The following is a 16,025-nucleotide window of genomic DNA, read 5'->3' as shown; positions in this document are numbered from 1 at the left end:
TAAGTAGTATAGACAAAACCATGAAATAAAAGCTAAAAGAACATGCGTCCTAAGGTTTACTACGAATGCACTTGACTCTTTATTTTTCCAATATGCATTGGTAGCCACGATCCTTCGTCCAGTATAGAAGTTTCATCATCAGAATTACTGCATCCTGAAATAGATATTAAAATTGCAATTAAGATAATTTTCAGAAATTTCTTTTTTCATAATGAAGGTTTAAAAGATCATAATTAAACTCAGGATTCCTGGCTGAATTACTACTAAGCACCTCGGTTAACCTAAATTTAAGAATACCGTTTTGTAAGTAGTCTTTGATAGGTAGCCATACTTAATAAGTTCTCTTTTGTCTTTAATCTCTTTCAAACTTGCATCTTTGAGAAGTAAAATTCTATCTGCTATCGTTATTACATTCTCATAATCATGATCTGTAACAATGAAGCCTTTGTTTGATTTTTCGTCCTTTATATTTTTTATTATTAGATCTCGAAGAATTGGGCTAACGCCATTAAATGGCTCATCTAATAATACAAAATCAGCTTTTGAGTTTAGTAATAATAATATTTCCAATATTCTTTTTTCTCCTCCAGATAAAACATGAAATTTCTTTTGTAATAAAGGTTTGATAAAAACATTCTGAAGTAGATGCTTTCTTTTTCCTTGTGGAAGAAACAAATTAATAATATTTCGAACTTTAATGTTTTTTGGCAAGAAATTATCTTGAGGGAGATAATTTATCAACTTTCTAGAATCTGCAAAGCTCTTTAAAACTTTACCCTGAACTCTAACAAATTTATTTTCTGCATCTTCAATTCCAAAAATTATTTTGAGTAAAGTAGATTTACCTGAACCATTTCTTCCAAGTAACCCAACAATTTCACCTTTACGACAAGACAAGAAAATGTCACTTAAAATTAATTTATCATGATAACACTTTCTTATACTATCAACATGAAGATCTTTCATAGCATTAAAAAAAAGAAAAGATTAATAACACCTAGAATTATTGTGGAACACCAAAGAGAAATTCTACGAAATCCAAGATTGAAATAATAATAATATTCATAATTACCTCTTATCTCATAGATTAAATAATGAATAATAGGGCTAATTAAAAAATAGTATAAACCAATCAACTTAAAATTGTTAACAGAAATACCTACAACAATAGAAATAAATAATCCTAATAGGAAAATATTTTTTTGAAATAACAGTATGTTTTTAAAATGTCTTATCGTTATAATCTTTATTGTAGAAATCGATTACAAAGGTCGCGATTAATACAAATCGCATGAAACCTTAATTGCAAATTTGTGGCTCATAACGATTTCGCTTAGAATGAGAAACTAATTTAGTTCTTTTCTATAAACAAGCCATTGGCATTAAACGTTTTGTGAATAAAGGGCTTTTTTATCTATCAATCTCAAACCAGTTTTTAAGCATATAAATCTCATCTAATTTTTTATCTTTTTTTATTACCGCAACCTTTAAAAAATCTCCTTCGGTAGAAATATATTTTAGACTAATTTCCTTCATTCCACTTGTATCGTAATAAGCCCCATATTGGCAATCAAAAGGATTATTTTCTACTTCATTTGTAAAAACTGATAATAAAATCATTTTTTCTGAACAAATATCTTTCTCTTTATAACCGAAAATTCGGTGATCTCTTTTCATATTTGCATTTAACCAAATTAAACCATCTTTTTCAATAAACGCTTTTCCCCTAAATTGGGGATCTATATTTGAAATGATTTTTACTGAACCATTACAAACGTCACCTTCTTCTGTTCCGCTCAGCCAATTGTTAAGGGTTGCAATTCTTTTTTGGGTTAACTCTCTTTGGTAAATCACTCTACACGTTGGATGAATTGAACCATAAAGCTTATCAACGTATTCTGGATATTTCATTTCTATTTGTGCATCCCTAAACTGTATCCATAATCGCTGAGATCTTTTTAAATTTTTAATAAAGATTGTATCACTTGTATATTCAGTGATAATAGTTTGATATATCTCATTTAGTGTCTTGTTCGATTGGTGCAATTCTTCATACGACTGCTGATTCATTTCCGCTTGAGTTTGTGAAAAACAATTGATACTCACAATTAGTATTATTAATATAAAAATTTCCTTCATTCTTGTTATTCATATTAATGTTAACGATCTAAGTGAATACAAGCGTGGAGTATTGGTCGGAAATAAATCTGCTTAACTATTCGCTTTATTAGACGCTCTAATTATTCAAATAAATCAGTTACCGCTATTCATGCTAATAGCTTTTGTTGCTTTATTATAACAATTTATCTGTGCTAAAATTTTTTGTAAGTGGGTTAAATCTATAAACACGTTTCGATCTCGATACAACTAAATCAATATTTTGTTCTTTATCAATTTTATTAAAAGTGGTTCTATTGGTTTTTATTTTCTCGAAATTAGGATTAGACGTCTTTAAATAATAATTATTTAGAAAGACTTTTTTATCCTTAATAAAATAATTACCCAAAGTTTTTTCTAAACTGAAATAATCCCTTGCTAAATCTATTATCAAAATAAATTCTCTACTTACATAATAAATAAATGCTATTGCAGATATTGCCAAGAATATTTTTGGCAAGGCTATTAATGATTTAATTACCTGATCAAAATATTTACTCAACGAATTTACAGGTTCTGTGCTGAATATATCCGGTACAATTGGATCAAAAGGTAATATAATTAAAAAAAATATTGTAAAAAAAGTTGCTGTTCCTAATGGTTTAAAAACAGTCAGCATTAAAAATTCTCTACCTAAGCTTTTTCTCTCCTTTACTGATAAAATCTTTTTTCTCGTAAAAACCATGGTAAATGTGCATGCAACCTTTTCCATCCCTAAACAAAATTTAGTAAAAAAATGTTTTATTTGTTGTCAGTTGACTCAGATATTTCATTAATCATCTCATCGTTTTGATAAACTAATAATTTGGTACTTTTTTATCATCGTAGAAATATAGAAATTGCCTGCTCTGAAATCTGCGCATGTCAATTCTTCTCCAAATGAACTGAAAGTTGGCAGATTATTAAAAGAATTAAGAAGGTGAAATTTTTCAATATAATCGTTCTTTATTACGGTCTCGGTTATTTGCAAAGATCTTTTGTTGGCGTATCGGAAATTTCAAACTATTTTTCTGCAATTTTTTTAAGTCTCTCCAAAGCCTTTGGAAAAGTCTCATTGAAATAACTAATAAAGTCTTCCAATGCATCTACCTCTACTGTTACGGTTGTAACTCCGTTGTTTTCTTCAAAGGAATAATTTTCCAGTCCACCTGTCCATTTTTCAACTTCAGCACCTTCCGTAATTTCATTTTCCCCATCTAAGATGCCATAATGCCGAATGGAAACAAATTGGAATGGAATGTTCTCCGAAATTTCCGATACCATTCCTCCTCGCTTCCCATTTTCATCCGTTCCAACGAAATAGATTTTTGATCCTTTTTCCCAACTTCCTTCATAAGTAGAGGTTGGATTAAATTCAGATGTCCATTGCTCGTATGTTTCAACATTGCTAATACCAAGCATAATATTGTAAACATGCTCAGCAGATGCATGAATGTCTTTTATGAATTGTAGCTTTTTCATAATTTAAGTATTCGTTAAAATCTTTGTTTCTGTTGCATATTGGGTAATTGTCTTTACAATGCTCGACAAAGTCTCGGTTTAAACAAATATCGCGAACTTTTAGATGTGGGTTTGTTGGCTAAACGATTTTGATTGTTTTGAAAACTAATTTAGCTTTTTTTTACGTAACCGTTATTTCTGTTATACGTGGTTGGCAACTGGCTTCTAAACATAAATTCTAATTATTTCTCCGTGTCCTTTTCCATCTACACTTCTTATATAACCGTTAACTACCTTTTCCATAGGAATGGGATTATGCCCCGGAAAAGCATCTCTATATTTTTCATAAGCATCTTCAACCATTCCTGATGATACGACATTAATTCGAATACCATTTTCAATTTCAAGTGCAACGGCTTTCACAAAACTATGAATTCCTCCATTAACCATCGCTGCACTTGTTGTTTGCGCCACAGGATCATCTGCTAGAATTCCTGTCGATAATGTTATAGAGCCTTTTTGATTCAAATACTCTTTTCCTAATCTAACCAAATTAACCTGTCCCATTAATTTGCTTTTTAGTCCGATGTAGTAATCTTCTTCGGAAAGATGATTAAAATCAGCCCACTTTGCTTCTCCAGCTATGCAAATAATAGCATCCACTTTTCCCGCTTTTTCAAACATAGATTTAATTGAATTACTATCTGCAATATCTACTGTGACATTTCCAGAGGTTCTTCCCGCGATTAAGATCTCATTATCCTTGCTAAAATGAGAAACCACCTTTTTACCGATCGTTCCATTTCCTCCAATTATAAGTATTTTCATTTTTTTTATTTTAAGTTAAACATTGAGTTTTATTACATTTTCTTTTTCTTCTCTTCTTTTGTATATAGTAAGTGTTGCAATTACACTCCAAAGTAAATTGGTCACAAATGGCGGAATTGCATTATAATAATAACAGTTTAAGGCAATAAACAAGCCGCCTAAAAGATTTAAATATTTACCATATTGTAAATATTTCTTACTCTCGATAAGAGTAAGGGCGTAGGCAAGGATTATCAATCCTGATCCTAACCACCCTATAATGTCAAAAATTGTTTTCATAAATTGTTATATTGCGAAATATAGATATATGGATCGAATTTTTTTTAGCTTATATATTTTATATAATCTTGGATTACATTCTCGTTTCTTTTTAAATACGACCATTTTCCATGTCTTGTTGAAATTAAAAGTCCGCATTTTTCCATATTCGTTAAATACGTGGAAATAGTAGATTGAGATAATCCTGCTTTTTCTTGAATATAAGTTACGCAGACGCCATCATTAAAATGTTTTAATGTTTCGTGCGGCGGAAAATTGGTTTCAGGTTCTTTCAACCATTCCATTATCTGCACTCTCGTTTTATTAGATAAACATTTACCTATTTCTGTGGCTGTTTTCAAATCCATATCACAAACATATCTATAATTTTCGATATATAAAAATGTACTTCATGAAATTTACAGGATCTATTCATCCATTAATTCCAAAGTAGAAATACTATTGAATATTCTATATTCTTTAATTCTCGGGTCAAACAATTCTTCTTCGAAATATTCAATTTTGATATTTTTTCCTTTTAATTCTTTAAAAGAATTTTGAACGTCATAATTGGAATTAAGAAATGTTAGCCAGTAAAATTTCTCAATTTTCCCTTTTTGATTTTTGACATTGAAAACCACGAACATATCTTCATTAATATTAACAATTTGGCCTTGTACTGTAAAGCTTATTGATAATTCTTCCTCATCTTGAATCTCAACAGAGAATTTCATAAGTGTATTAGGGCAAATAAAAGCCATTCTATTCCCAACCATTTCACCAAGTTTTTCAGCATTTTCAGCAATATTATCAAGATTAAAACCATATTGGTCAGCTAATTCCTTTTTAAAATCTTTAGCTGATTCAAATAAACATATTCCTACTTGCACCTTAGGAGGTAGCTTTTCATTAGCTTCGGATTTATTTTTCAATTCAACGCATTCGCATGTTTTACTTGCAATTGTGTCTAAAAAATCTCCGTTTTGTGCTTTAACTCTGGGAACAAGAATCAAAAATAAAATTGTCAGGATGTAATTTTTTTTCATATTGTAGTTTCAGATTAATTGTTGTCAACGGTCTCGTGTATTCGTCAGTTATGGTAGTTAAGTTAATATATGAGTTTATATAGGTTAGTTTTTAAATTCAGGATTTATAGCGATTCCCTTCTGCCTGAATGGCCCCGATTACAAATATGGATTGTCAGGTAGTGGTTTTATTCAATCACAAAAGTCACTTTAACTTTAGATGAAAACTTAATCTTTTCAAAATCTATCAGTATATCTTCCTTTGCTCGAGTTCCATACAAACTTGACATTCCTCTTATTTGAACCCCAGCTACTTTTCCTTGTAATTGGCGGGTTAATGAAGCTGTGTTTGTATCAGATATATAAATAGCCTTTCCAAGCTTTTGATTTAATGGTGCAAGCATATTTTCAGCATTTTGTTTTGCTTTTACTATCGCTTTGGACTTCAATTCAAGAATTAATTGTTCCGACTTTGAATATTCGGTTTTTTCAATCGATACATTAGATATATCCTCTTTTTCTAAACCAGCTAAAACTCTTCCTGCAGTACGAGCATCATTTACAATTAGAGAATACATTTTAGCCTTGAGAACTTGTTGTGAACTCAAAAAATATTTTTTAAAATCACTATTAAAATCCAAAAGGGATAAATCTTTATCTGTATCAATATCCAAAGAATTTAAAACCATTAACATCGATTTTTCAAGTTCTTCTGTTGATCTTCTATTTCGATTATCTTCTTCATCTAATTTAATCGTTAAATAAATTTTATCAGGAATTACCAATGTATCAGTTTCAACTTCAGTTTCTAGAAATGGTTGGTCAATGAAGTTTTTTGACTGCGAATAAATATTTAGAGTCATAAATCCAATTATGATTAGAAGTCCGAAGTTTTTCATTTGTTTTGATTATATATCGATTATTAAAAATTTTGTTAACAGTCTAGGTGAATATAAATGGCGTGGTAGGGACACTAACTGGTGGGCTAAGATTTTAGTTATTGGTTAATTTAATTATTTTCATTAAAAGTAATCCGCTATTTATGATAACCGTCTAAAGTTTAATTTCTTTAAATGATTTACTATCTACTAAGTCCCTTCCATTGATATCTGAATAGATTTTATCTAGACACCAATTATTATCAATTCGAATAAAATGCCAGATTTCTTCAAAGTCTTGAGATCTATAAGTCACACCTTCCGTTACCTGTTTTGTTTTTTCATTAATATGATAATCAACCATCGAAGCATTTATAAGAACTGAGAATGTATCTTTTTTATTATTTATAAAGTCTTTTACGCTAATTATAGTCGATTGATGGAGTTTAACATTTTCTAGTACATTAATCCATCCTTTCTTGATAAGCTCATCCGTTTGAAGTTTATGTTTATCATAAATTTTCTGACTCATATAGTTTTTTGCAATATTTTGATCTCGAGCCATCCAAGCTTCTTGAACCTTATAGAATGCTTCATTAACTCTAATCGCTATGTTTTTTGAATTCCAAATTTGATCTTCAGATTCTATTTTAGTCAATAATCTTTCTGCTTTACTTTTTTTGAATTTTATTAAACCATATTTTATCATCCAGAAAAACAATAAAAGAGGCAAAGAAAGATAAAATAAATATTGACCGTAAGGGCCGGAGTGTCCAAAGGAATAACTTCTTCCCCCTGCTCTCGCATTGACTAACTCAACCGATAAGAGTAATATAATTAATAAAACATATCGAGCTTTTATATTCTTCATACTGAATTTAATGCGCTACAACGATGCCGATATCGCCCGTTGGCGGAATAAAGGAGGTTGATCTGTGGGCTTAGTATTGGTTTGATGGTCAGGTTAATTCTTTTCTTACTAACGGTGCCGCTTATTGGCGATGAACCGTTGTTACTTACAGTGTATTAATCAGATAGTTCTAATTTCATTGCTAAAATTTTAAATTCGTTATTCATTGGATCTTTCGGTATTCTAATCCATTTACCTTGAATGAAACTCCACGTGTTACTGACTGTTAAACTCGAAATCACACCTATTGCTGGTTCATATGATATATCTTTCAATTCACCCTTCCTACCTGGAGATATGTATGAATATTCAAATTTGTTATCTTCTATAATTAACCATTCTATTGCAACAAAAAGACCATTTTTTGGAAATTTTATATTCAAATCGGAAATATCTATTTTAGTTGATCTTTTACCGCGCCTTGCAATCCCTATGATATTCTTGTTGTATAGAAAATCACCTGGTTTTCCAGTACTATCCTTGTTATATAGCTTGATTAGGAATTTGGCCCGAGGAATATCGCTACTTGTTAGTACCGTAATTTTGTTTAAAAATGGTGTTTTAGAATATGAATTGTTATATTCGAAAAATCGCGCTGTCATCCCAGGTGAATTACTAGCTCCAAAAAATCTTTTAATATTTGATTTGTTGTATTGTCCAATATCCTTCGCTCTTCTTTTCTTTCTAGAACTAATTAATTTTCCATTTTTCGTTTCTAATATTGGATTTAATGAAATATTGTCTACAAGTAAATTATATTCAACTCGTTTTGTTTCGTAGCCAATAGCTGAAAAGACTACAATTTCAGAATTACCTGTTTTGTTTAATTGAAAGATTCCATTTTTGTCTGATGTTGTTCCACTATTCCCATTTTCCATCCAAATACTTGTAAATGAAATGGCATTATTTGTATTAGAATCAATTACTCTTCCTTGAATTTGAGCAATTGAAAATTGAAAGCTAATAAGGCTAATAATTATAAGTAGATTTCTTATCATATATTATGGGCAATGGTTTCGGTTAATACAAGTGGCGGAATAATAGCCGGAATTAGACCTTTATTATTTACTTTATTGACAACACAAATTACTAAAATTTATCCGTAATCACTGTTGGCTGTTGTTCTAATTGTTTTTAAACTGTATAAGACGAAATAATCATAAGCGCAATTTTCTATTTATTGAAAAGAGTCAAATAGATAGTAAATTGAAATTAGTAAAACAATCCAAAAAGACAATCCTATAAAATAAGTTATTAAGGCTTGTTTATTTTGTTTTTTATTACCCGGTAAATTATAAAAAGAACTGACTCCTCCGAAAAAAATGTAAAATGGGGCAAATAAGAATATCAAAATTTTATCATTTTGAGTTAAACCACTTTCTTTATTTGATTTATTAGGCATTATATTAATTGGGATTGATTTTCTTAGTCAGATTATATACTGGCAATTTCACGTTATTAATGAAAATCTAACTATTAAAATTATTACCAACGGGCTTATACATGAAACTTAGCATATAAATAAATGCTAACCTATCGGATTTAGCACAAGCCGAATTTTTAATTTTTATGTTCAATTTTCTTTTCTAAATCTAACCAAATTTAAAATTTGACATACTTTTAACATATACAAAACCTCTCGTAGAAGCTATAATAGCTATGTTTCATACGAAATGTTAGCAATAGTTTTATTCTATTTTAAGTGAGGTCATATAAACTTTACTTAAACCATTATTACTTTCAATAACATACCTTTTAAAATCTGAAATATTATTGAATCTTCTTGGCTTAATGTTATTTCTCTTACTTGTAAAATACAACATTTGGTTTTTCTCATCATAAAATGGGCAATATTCCATATATTTAGTATTTACAGGAATTCCTAAATTCACTGCCTTTTTCCATTTTCCGTTAGAATCTTTTTTTGAAATGTATAAGTCTCCACTTCCTTGACCATCTTCTTCATTGTATTTTGAATATATTAGAAAATCTTCTTTTTCTGAAACAAAAGCATTAAACTCATAACCAGAGCTGTTTATATTCTCATTTAATAGAATAGGATTTGAATATTTATTATTCTCCCATTTACAAAAATAAATATCATCTTCTCCAAAACCGTCTGGAGATATCATTGTAAAATATAGATTGTTGTTTTTACTAACGGAAGGATAAAACTCGTCTAATTCTGAATTAACTGGTTTTCCTATATTCTTGGGATTGGACCATTTATTGTCTTCATTGTTTCTGTCAACATACCAAATGTCAAAATCCTTTTTGTCAATAATAGAATCATTTAATGGCCTATCTGAAACAAAAAAAAGACGATTATTATTAAATGATAGGAAAGGTTCTAAATACATATATGAATCACAAAAAGGTAATATTTCTGGTTTTGACCATTTATCCTTTTCCTTTTGAATATATGCTAGTTGTGAAATTTCTTGATTCGGGCTTTGTATAGTGAAGAATGCTTCATTCCCATCCTTTGAGATACAAAAATCTCGGACATTTATAAACTGATTTAAGGCTTTATTAAATTGGACTATATCAGATTCGTTCTGAGCAGATAATGAACTTGAAATGAAAATTAATATAACTGCGATCTTTATTTTTATCATTACTAAACTTTTATTATAGAATTATTGCCAACAGTTATGGTTAAGGAAGTGGCGTGGAGTATGGACACGGACTTATCAGTTTTTAGTTATTTAATAGGTGTCTAAAATAGAACTTTTCAATGAAGCGGCCGCCATTTGCACTTAACCTATACTGGCAATAGTTTTTATAATTGAAATAAATGCTTTACAATTACTTGAGCCGCTACTTGACTGCCCTTTAGGGAAGGATGGAACCTATCAGAGGAATAATATTCTTTACTATTGGTGGAATCAATATATTCTTTCCATATCCTTCCAACAGGTAGTAAAATAGAATTATTAATTAATGCTGCATCCGTATGGTTATTTATAACATCATTAAAAGTATGATAGTAGTTTAATGAAGGCCAAACCATAAAATAGCATAGCTTGACATTATTCATTTTACATAAACTACTATATTTCCCCCCATATTCAATAAGCATTTCTCTACCAATATTTTGAGATGAAGGTCCTTGCTGGATGATCACAAAGTCATATTTTTTACTTGAAATTAATTTTTGGATTTCCCCGTTATCCCAGTGTTCTTGAATTGAGTAGTTAGGAAATGCAATCGTTTTAACATTAATCTTTATCCCTTTTAGTTTTGCATTTTTCTGTACAAGTTTTGGTAAGTTATTGGTATATGTAAGGCTGTTACCAATAAATAAAACATTAATTTTTGATTTTGAAGTATTATTACTGATTTCTTGTTGACAATATGTACGAGAGTTTGTGATTATTAATGCGAAAAAAATAAGTATTAAACTCTTCATATCGTGAGAATTTTGCCAACGGTATTGGTTAAAGCGAGTAGTAAGGACACGTTCTTTTCGGCTAGTTGCTTTTTACTTGATAACTAAAATAGCATTTTAAACCAGAATGCCCGATATTTTCGCTTAACCAATATTATGCTAAGTATTTTACTTATAAACTATCAAATGTTCTTTGTCTTTTTATTTTAGTGTTTTTAAAATTTTCAATTGGGATTTTATAAAATTCTTTCGATGGTTTAAGTTTAAATTCAGATTTACTGAAACCACCTAAAATGAATATATTATTTTCGTAAAGCACCATTTTAGGGTCATAAAGGTCAATATCTATTTGAAACTCTTTTAATATTTTAGTGAACGTGTTGAATGATAAAATTCGTTTCTCATCATAAATATAAATCATATGATCCTTTTTGGATATTGCAGGTCTTTCCATTGGAGTAAATAGTTTTCCGATTCTCTGCCATCTACCATTTGATAAATTATATGTTTCAATTGAGTTAAGAGGCTCTCCTTTGTAACCACCAATTAAATAGAAAATACCATCTACTAAAACACCCGAAGTTTCTTTACCTTCTGGCATAGCCCCCAATTCACTCCAATAACCCGTTTTCGAATTAAATACGTGAACCTTATTTGTATACTGTTTTCTATTTGTATTTTTAAATTCTTTAATCGAACCACCCATTAGGAAAATTAGTGAGTCATTCGTAAAACTGGCAAAGTTCACTGCCATATGGGGATTAGTTTCGTCTATTAGTAATGTGTCATTCTTTACGTCATAAATTTCAACTTTATTAGGTAAATATTCTTTCCAGTGATTTGTAGAAAGGGTTTTTCCTCCATAAATATAAATTTTATCATTTAAAACTTCAGAATTATGATAGGCTCTTGGAATTATTGCTTTTTTGGAATTTGCCCAGTTTTTAGTGCTGAAGTCATACCGATAAATTTTTGAACTGAAACTGGCCCAATCCGTATTAGGTTTTCTTATCAGAGCCTTTAAAAAATCATCCAACTCTAAATCAGAATACCTATCTAAAAGTTTTAATGCCTGCTTGGTTTCCTCAGACTCGTTTCCTGCAATTACAAAAAGTTCTCCATTTATAATATTAGTAGAGAATGCGTAGAGCGCTTTGGGAATACTCTCAAGAATTAGGAAATCCATTTGATCATTAAGATTTTTGGAGCTTATATCAACCAAATCTAAGTCATCAATTTTTTTCTGTAATTCCATTAGGAAAGCCGCCGATTTGAATTCAGATATCGTTCCTATTTCTGTTTGATACCCAATGTGACTAAATATTAAACTATCAGAACTCTTAATATCTTCATTTAGATAAAACTTTCCTACCGAATTTGAAGTTGTACCAAAACCTGTTCTTTTATTATAAATATTTACATTTTCTAAAGGTTTTTTATTTTCACTTTCGATTATTCTACCTCTTAATTCTTGAGTGTAAAATGGTTCTGTAATGAAAAATATTCCTAGAATTATAAAATATAAATTTTGTTTAGTCATTATTGTACTTCTCTGTTGGATTGGCTTCAGTTTTAATTGTTCGTTAATTTAATTATTTTCTTTCTAAGGCTACCACCTATCGGGGATGAACCGGTGTTAGGAGATGTTTTAATTACTAATATTCTCTGCGATTTTTCCATTCATACCCCTCTTTCATCAAAGTATTCCAATCTGCTAATACGGAAAGCATCTCTTCAATTTTATTTTTATCCACCCACTTTCCGTTTACAAAAACTCCTCTAATCTCTCGAGTGTTTCGGATATTCTCCAGAGGATTTGCATTTAATAATATGAGATCAGCATATTTACCAATTTCAACTGTGCCGACCATTTCATTAATACCCAACCATTCAGAGGGACGTCTGGTGGCTGAGATCAATACTTCCTCGTTTGATAAACCCGCTTCTACTAACAACTCGAGTTCATCGTGCAGAGCAAAACCTGTTACAACTCCAGAAACTCCAGCATCAGTACCGGCTACCATGGGCACCCCAGCTTTCTTAAATGCAACAACCAATTGTTTATGAAAAGTAATCAAGCTATCTAAATAGTTTAAGAATTCTGGACTTGAATGTTTGTTGTAGTTATTTGCATTAAGCCATTTATCTTGTAATAGAGGATGGACATATTTCAATGTTTTCATTAATCGTATAGAGTCGATTGATTGTACTTGATCTCTAATTGTTTTAATTGCTATTAAATTAGGAATCAACCAAGTATTGTTTGCTTTGGACATAAAGGCAAATGTCTGAGCGTCTTTTTCCGTCTTTTCTTTATTCCTGATTTGTTTGGAGAATTCTTCTGCATGTGCTACTAAGCCAAAATTTGGCACGAACGCTTCTTTGGTTTTACCCTTAAATACATCGGGTATGTGTCCAACAACTTTAAGCCCTTGTTTTTGAGCCTCATCCATAATTGCATGAAATGATTCAATATTTAAATCTGAATAAGCCTTAATAAAATTATAACCTTCAGCTTTTGCACTCCTTACTGCTTGCCGAGCATCTGAAGCATTATTTACTATTCTTCCTCCATTATTATCTCCACCATTTAGCATTGATGCTATTGCCATTCGAGGCCCAATGACTTTGCCTTTCGCAATTTCATTTCTTTGTCCAAAGTGCTCAACTCTTCCCCCCAGTTCAAATATGGTTGTTACACCATTCACTATGTAGGTTGTCATCACGTCTTGGGTGTTCATAAAAAAAGTAGCTCCCTGTGTTGCAGAATTTTCTTTAAAATTGAGATCTGCATTGGTGTGAACGTGCATATCAATTAATCCAGGAATCAACCATTTCCCTCTTCCGTCAATTATTTTTCCCTTCTTAGGAATTGAATCACTATTAATAGATGAAATCTTTTCATTTTTAATTACGACTATAGCATTTGTAATGATTTTATTATCTGTAGTCATAGGAATGATGTTGACATTTTTAATTACGTAAACGTTATTCGCTAAACCTATATTTTCTAATTTTAATTTATTCTGTGCGCCTAAATTGAAATTGATAATTACAATTAGAAACAGCAGTTTCAGATATTTCATTTTGATTGATTTATTAATAAAACGATGATTTCCTAACGATGTTACGACGTTCTTAATAATCACCCCTAAAGATCTTAATAACAGAAGGTTGAGTCAATATAAACTTAGACTAGTTGGATTAACCACTTTCTTTATTAGTTTCTTAAATTACACCTGTTCGACAATACCCGTTATTTAAGATGAATCGTTGTTGTTGACAGTATTTGCTAGACTATTACAACTGGTATTTTAACTCAATTTTTCCTTCTGTCGCCTTATATGGATCTAATGTTATGTATTTATTGGATTCGCCATAATAATCACTTCGAATTTCTTTTTCAAAATCGCCTATAAAATAATAGTATTTCTTTGGATTTTCAGTTTTAATTGGACTGATACTTAATCTTATAGTATCATTTGAATTACCTTTAATTTTAGCATAGAAAACTGAATAATTTTTATCAGGAATAGGAACTAAACTGTCTTCAAATTTTTTATTAAAGTCGTCAATTGTTACTTTCTTTTTATCTGAAGAATTTCCACACGAAGTTAAAAATGCTAATAGTAAAAGTAATAGTAGGTGATTTATATTCATTTTGTAAATGTTAGTATTCGAATTTTTCTGCAAATATGTCTTGTCCTGAAATATGGCTACAGGTTAAAATTGATTTACGCTGTTAATTTATATACCATATTAGGTGTTTGATAGTCTAAAGATAAATGTAATCTTATTTCATTATATAGTTTGATTGCATTTTTTGCTGCTCTTTTAGCGTGTTCTTTATTGGTAAAGACCTGATCGAGATAGAATTCATCTTTTAGGATCCCATTTACCCGCTCTGCCATGGCATTTTCGTAGCAATGGTTTTCTTCTGTCATACTGATTTCTATCTTTTTTGTCTTAAGAATCTGCGTATATACATTACTGCAGTATTGTATTCCCCGATCAGAATGATGTATGAGTCCTTTGATGCCTTTTGCCTTGTAAATCGCTTTTTTAAGCGCTCTCACGCATCCTTTAAGCTCCAGGCTGTCACTGAGGTCATATCCAATAATCTTTCTTGAATGCATATCCGTAATGAGTGCCATGTAACAAAAACCTTTGACAGTTCTGATATAGGTAATGTCTGATACCCACACTTGATTAGGTCTGGTCACCTTTAGATCTTTTATAATGTTGTTGTACTTGTAAAACCTGTGATACGAATTGGTTGTTCTAGCACTGTACTTCTTTCTTAGTGTCAGCATTTTATGTTCTCTTAGTACATTGAATAATGTATCCCTACCAACTTTTACTTGTTGTTTCTGAAAGTCCTGGCTTAAGGATTTCATAAGCTTTCGTACACCTTCTCTAGGAAGGGATTTGCGTCGTTTCTTAACGATAGCTACAATATGTTTTTCAACTTCTTTTCGTTTATCAGCTCTACTTTTATACTTATAGTAAGCATCACGTTTTAGTTCGAAACAATCACATATGCTGGATAACGAAGCAAATCCCCTGGCTTTTTCCTTTGCTACAATTAAGGCTTGATACTTAGTTTTTTTTTAAGTTCCAGGACACTTTTATAGCCTAGTTTTTGAGCAGCAACTTCTAAATAAGCATCATCAACCAATTGATCCATATCTTTTTTTAGCAGCAGCTTTTTAAGTTGTTCAATTTCTTTTTGAAGTGCTTTGATCCGTGTTATTTCATCTTTTGTTTCTATCATAACCCTAGTGTTCATTAGGTCTTTTCGCTCATACTTCTTAATCCATTCATTCATAGTTGAAGAAGAAATTCCATAGAGCTTTCCAAGTTCATACTTGGAGTATTTACCAGTACTAAGTTCGGATAAAATCTTTAATTTGAATGGTTCGCTGTACCGTCTGGTGATTCTGTCATTTTTATACATAACTATTTAAAATTATGTAGCCTTTATTCAGGACGAGTCAAAATTGTTTACAACGGTCTCGGTTATCGCCAGTTGGCGGAGTAAGGGACGCGGATTTGTCGGCTTAGTATTGGCTTGTTGGTCAAGTTTGTATTATACTGAAATAGGTTGACCTTTTTTGATTCGATTTTCGACAGTTTAA

Annotated in this window: 18 protein-coding genes; all 18 read right to left on the bottom strand. The window is 30.6% G+C overall.

Annotated elements, in window-relative coordinates:
- Window positions 1–276: 276 nt before the first annotated feature.
- The gene (locus L1I30_RS09495) at window positions 277–966 is read right to left on the bottom strand and encodes an ATP-binding cassette domain-containing protein (protein WP_236134051.1); all 690 of its coding nucleotides are present in this window, start codon (window positions 964–966) and stop codon (window positions 277–279) included.
- 444 nt (window positions 967–1,410) lie between these two features.
- On the bottom strand, window positions 1,411–2,139 hold the full coding sequence (locus L1I30_RS09490) for a lysozyme inhibitor LprI family protein (RefSeq protein ID WP_236134050.1): 729 nt from the start codon (window positions 2,137–2,139) through the stop codon (window positions 1,411–1,413).
- A 154-nt stretch (window positions 2,140–2,293) separates the two neighbouring features.
- Window positions 2,294–2,869 carry a hypothetical protein gene (locus L1I30_RS09485; protein ID WP_236134049.1) on the bottom strand — a complete coding sequence of 192 codons (576 nt, stop codon included), beginning with the start codon at window positions 2,867–2,869 and terminating at the stop codon, window positions 2,294–2,296.
- 290 nt (window positions 2,870–3,159) lie between these two features.
- A complete protein-coding gene (locus L1I30_RS09480; RefSeq protein WP_236134048.1) occupies window positions 3,160–3,618 on the bottom strand; it encodes an SRPBCC family protein in 459 nt (152 codons plus the stop codon).
- Window positions 3,619–3,822: 204 nt separating this feature from the next.
- Window positions 3,823–4,425, bottom strand: coding sequence for a short chain dehydrogenase (locus L1I30_RS09475; RefSeq protein WP_236134047.1), 603 nt, complete (start codon window positions 4,423–4,425; stop codon window positions 3,823–3,825).
- A 15-nt stretch (window positions 4,426–4,440) separates the two neighbouring features.
- Window positions 4,441–4,704 (bottom strand): CBU_0592 family membrane protein, encoded by a 264-nt coding sequence (locus tag L1I30_RS09470; RefSeq protein ID WP_236134046.1) that lies wholly within the window; start codon window positions 4,702–4,704, stop codon window positions 4,441–4,443.
- A 44-nt stretch (window positions 4,705–4,748) separates the two neighbouring features.
- The gene (locus tag L1I30_RS09465; RefSeq protein WP_236134045.1) at window positions 4,749–5,051 is read right to left on the bottom strand and encodes an ArsR/SmtB family transcription factor; all 303 of its coding nucleotides are present in this window, start codon (window positions 5,049–5,051) and stop codon (window positions 4,749–4,751) included.
- A 60-nt stretch (window positions 5,052–5,111) separates the two neighbouring features.
- Complete coding sequence (locus tag L1I30_RS09460) at window positions 5,112–5,729, bottom strand: hypothetical protein (protein ID WP_236134044.1); 618 nt, start codon at window positions 5,727–5,729, stop codon at window positions 5,112–5,114.
- Between the two features lie 167 nt (window positions 5,730–5,896).
- Complete coding sequence (locus L1I30_RS09455) at window positions 5,897–6,607, bottom strand: SIMPL domain-containing protein (RefSeq protein WP_236134043.1); 711 nt, start codon at window positions 6,605–6,607, stop codon at window positions 5,897–5,899.
- Window positions 6,608–6,761: 154 nt separating this feature from the next.
- Window positions 6,762–7,457, bottom strand: coding sequence for a Tim44 domain-containing protein (locus L1I30_RS09450; RefSeq protein ID WP_236134042.1), 696 nt, complete (start codon window positions 7,455–7,457; stop codon window positions 6,762–6,764).
- Window positions 7,458–7,612: 155 nt separating this feature from the next.
- Entirely contained in the window at window positions 7,613–8,494 is an 882-nt protein-coding gene (locus L1I30_RS09445) for a carboxypeptidase-like regulatory domain-containing protein (protein WP_236134041.1), read from the bottom strand.
- A gap of 690 nt (window positions 8,495–9,184) precedes the next feature.
- Window positions 9,185–10,114, bottom strand: a complete 930-nt coding sequence (locus tag L1I30_RS09440) for a hypothetical protein (RefSeq protein ID WP_236134040.1) — start codon at window positions 10,112–10,114, stop codon at window positions 9,185–9,187.
- A gap of 164 nt (window positions 10,115–10,278) precedes the next feature.
- Window positions 10,279–10,908, bottom strand: coding sequence for an SGNH/GDSL hydrolase family protein (locus L1I30_RS09435; protein ID WP_236134039.1), 630 nt, complete (start codon window positions 10,906–10,908; stop codon window positions 10,279–10,281).
- Window positions 10,909–11,059: 151 nt separating this feature from the next.
- Window positions 11,060–12,427: a Kelch repeat-containing protein gene (locus tag L1I30_RS09430; protein WP_236134038.1), complete on the bottom strand. Its 1,368-nt coding sequence runs from the start codon at window positions 12,425–12,427 to the stop codon at window positions 11,060–11,062.
- Between the two features lie 115 nt (window positions 12,428–12,542).
- Complete coding sequence (locus tag L1I30_RS09425; RefSeq protein ID WP_236134037.1) at window positions 12,543–13,973, bottom strand: amidohydrolase family protein; 1,431 nt, start codon at window positions 13,971–13,973, stop codon at window positions 12,543–12,545.
- A 214-nt stretch (window positions 13,974–14,187) separates the two neighbouring features.
- A complete protein-coding gene (locus L1I30_RS09420) occupies window positions 14,188–14,547 on the bottom strand; it encodes a hypothetical protein (protein WP_236134036.1) in 360 nt (119 codons plus the stop codon).
- A 74-nt stretch (window positions 14,548–14,621) separates the two neighbouring features.
- Window positions 14,622–15,473: an IS3 family transposase gene (locus L1I30_RS09415; RefSeq protein WP_308444063.1), complete on the bottom strand. Its 852-nt coding sequence runs from the start codon at window positions 15,471–15,473 to the stop codon at window positions 14,622–14,624.
- A complete protein-coding gene (locus tag L1I30_RS09410; RefSeq protein WP_236134035.1) occupies window positions 15,473–15,844 on the bottom strand; it encodes a transposase in 372 nt (123 codons plus the stop codon). Before L1I30_RS09410 ends, L1I30_RS09415 begins: the two co-directional genes overlap by 1 nt.
- Window positions 15,845–16,025: the final 181 nt, after the last annotated feature.

The organism is Gillisia lutea (genome assembly GCF_021568705.1).
GTDB lineage: Bacteria > Bacteroidota > Bacteroidia > Flavobacteriales > Flavobacteriaceae > Gillisia > Gillisia lutea.
Note: the sequence above shows the minus strand (reverse complement) of the source record. Positions and strands in the feature narration are given on the sequence as shown.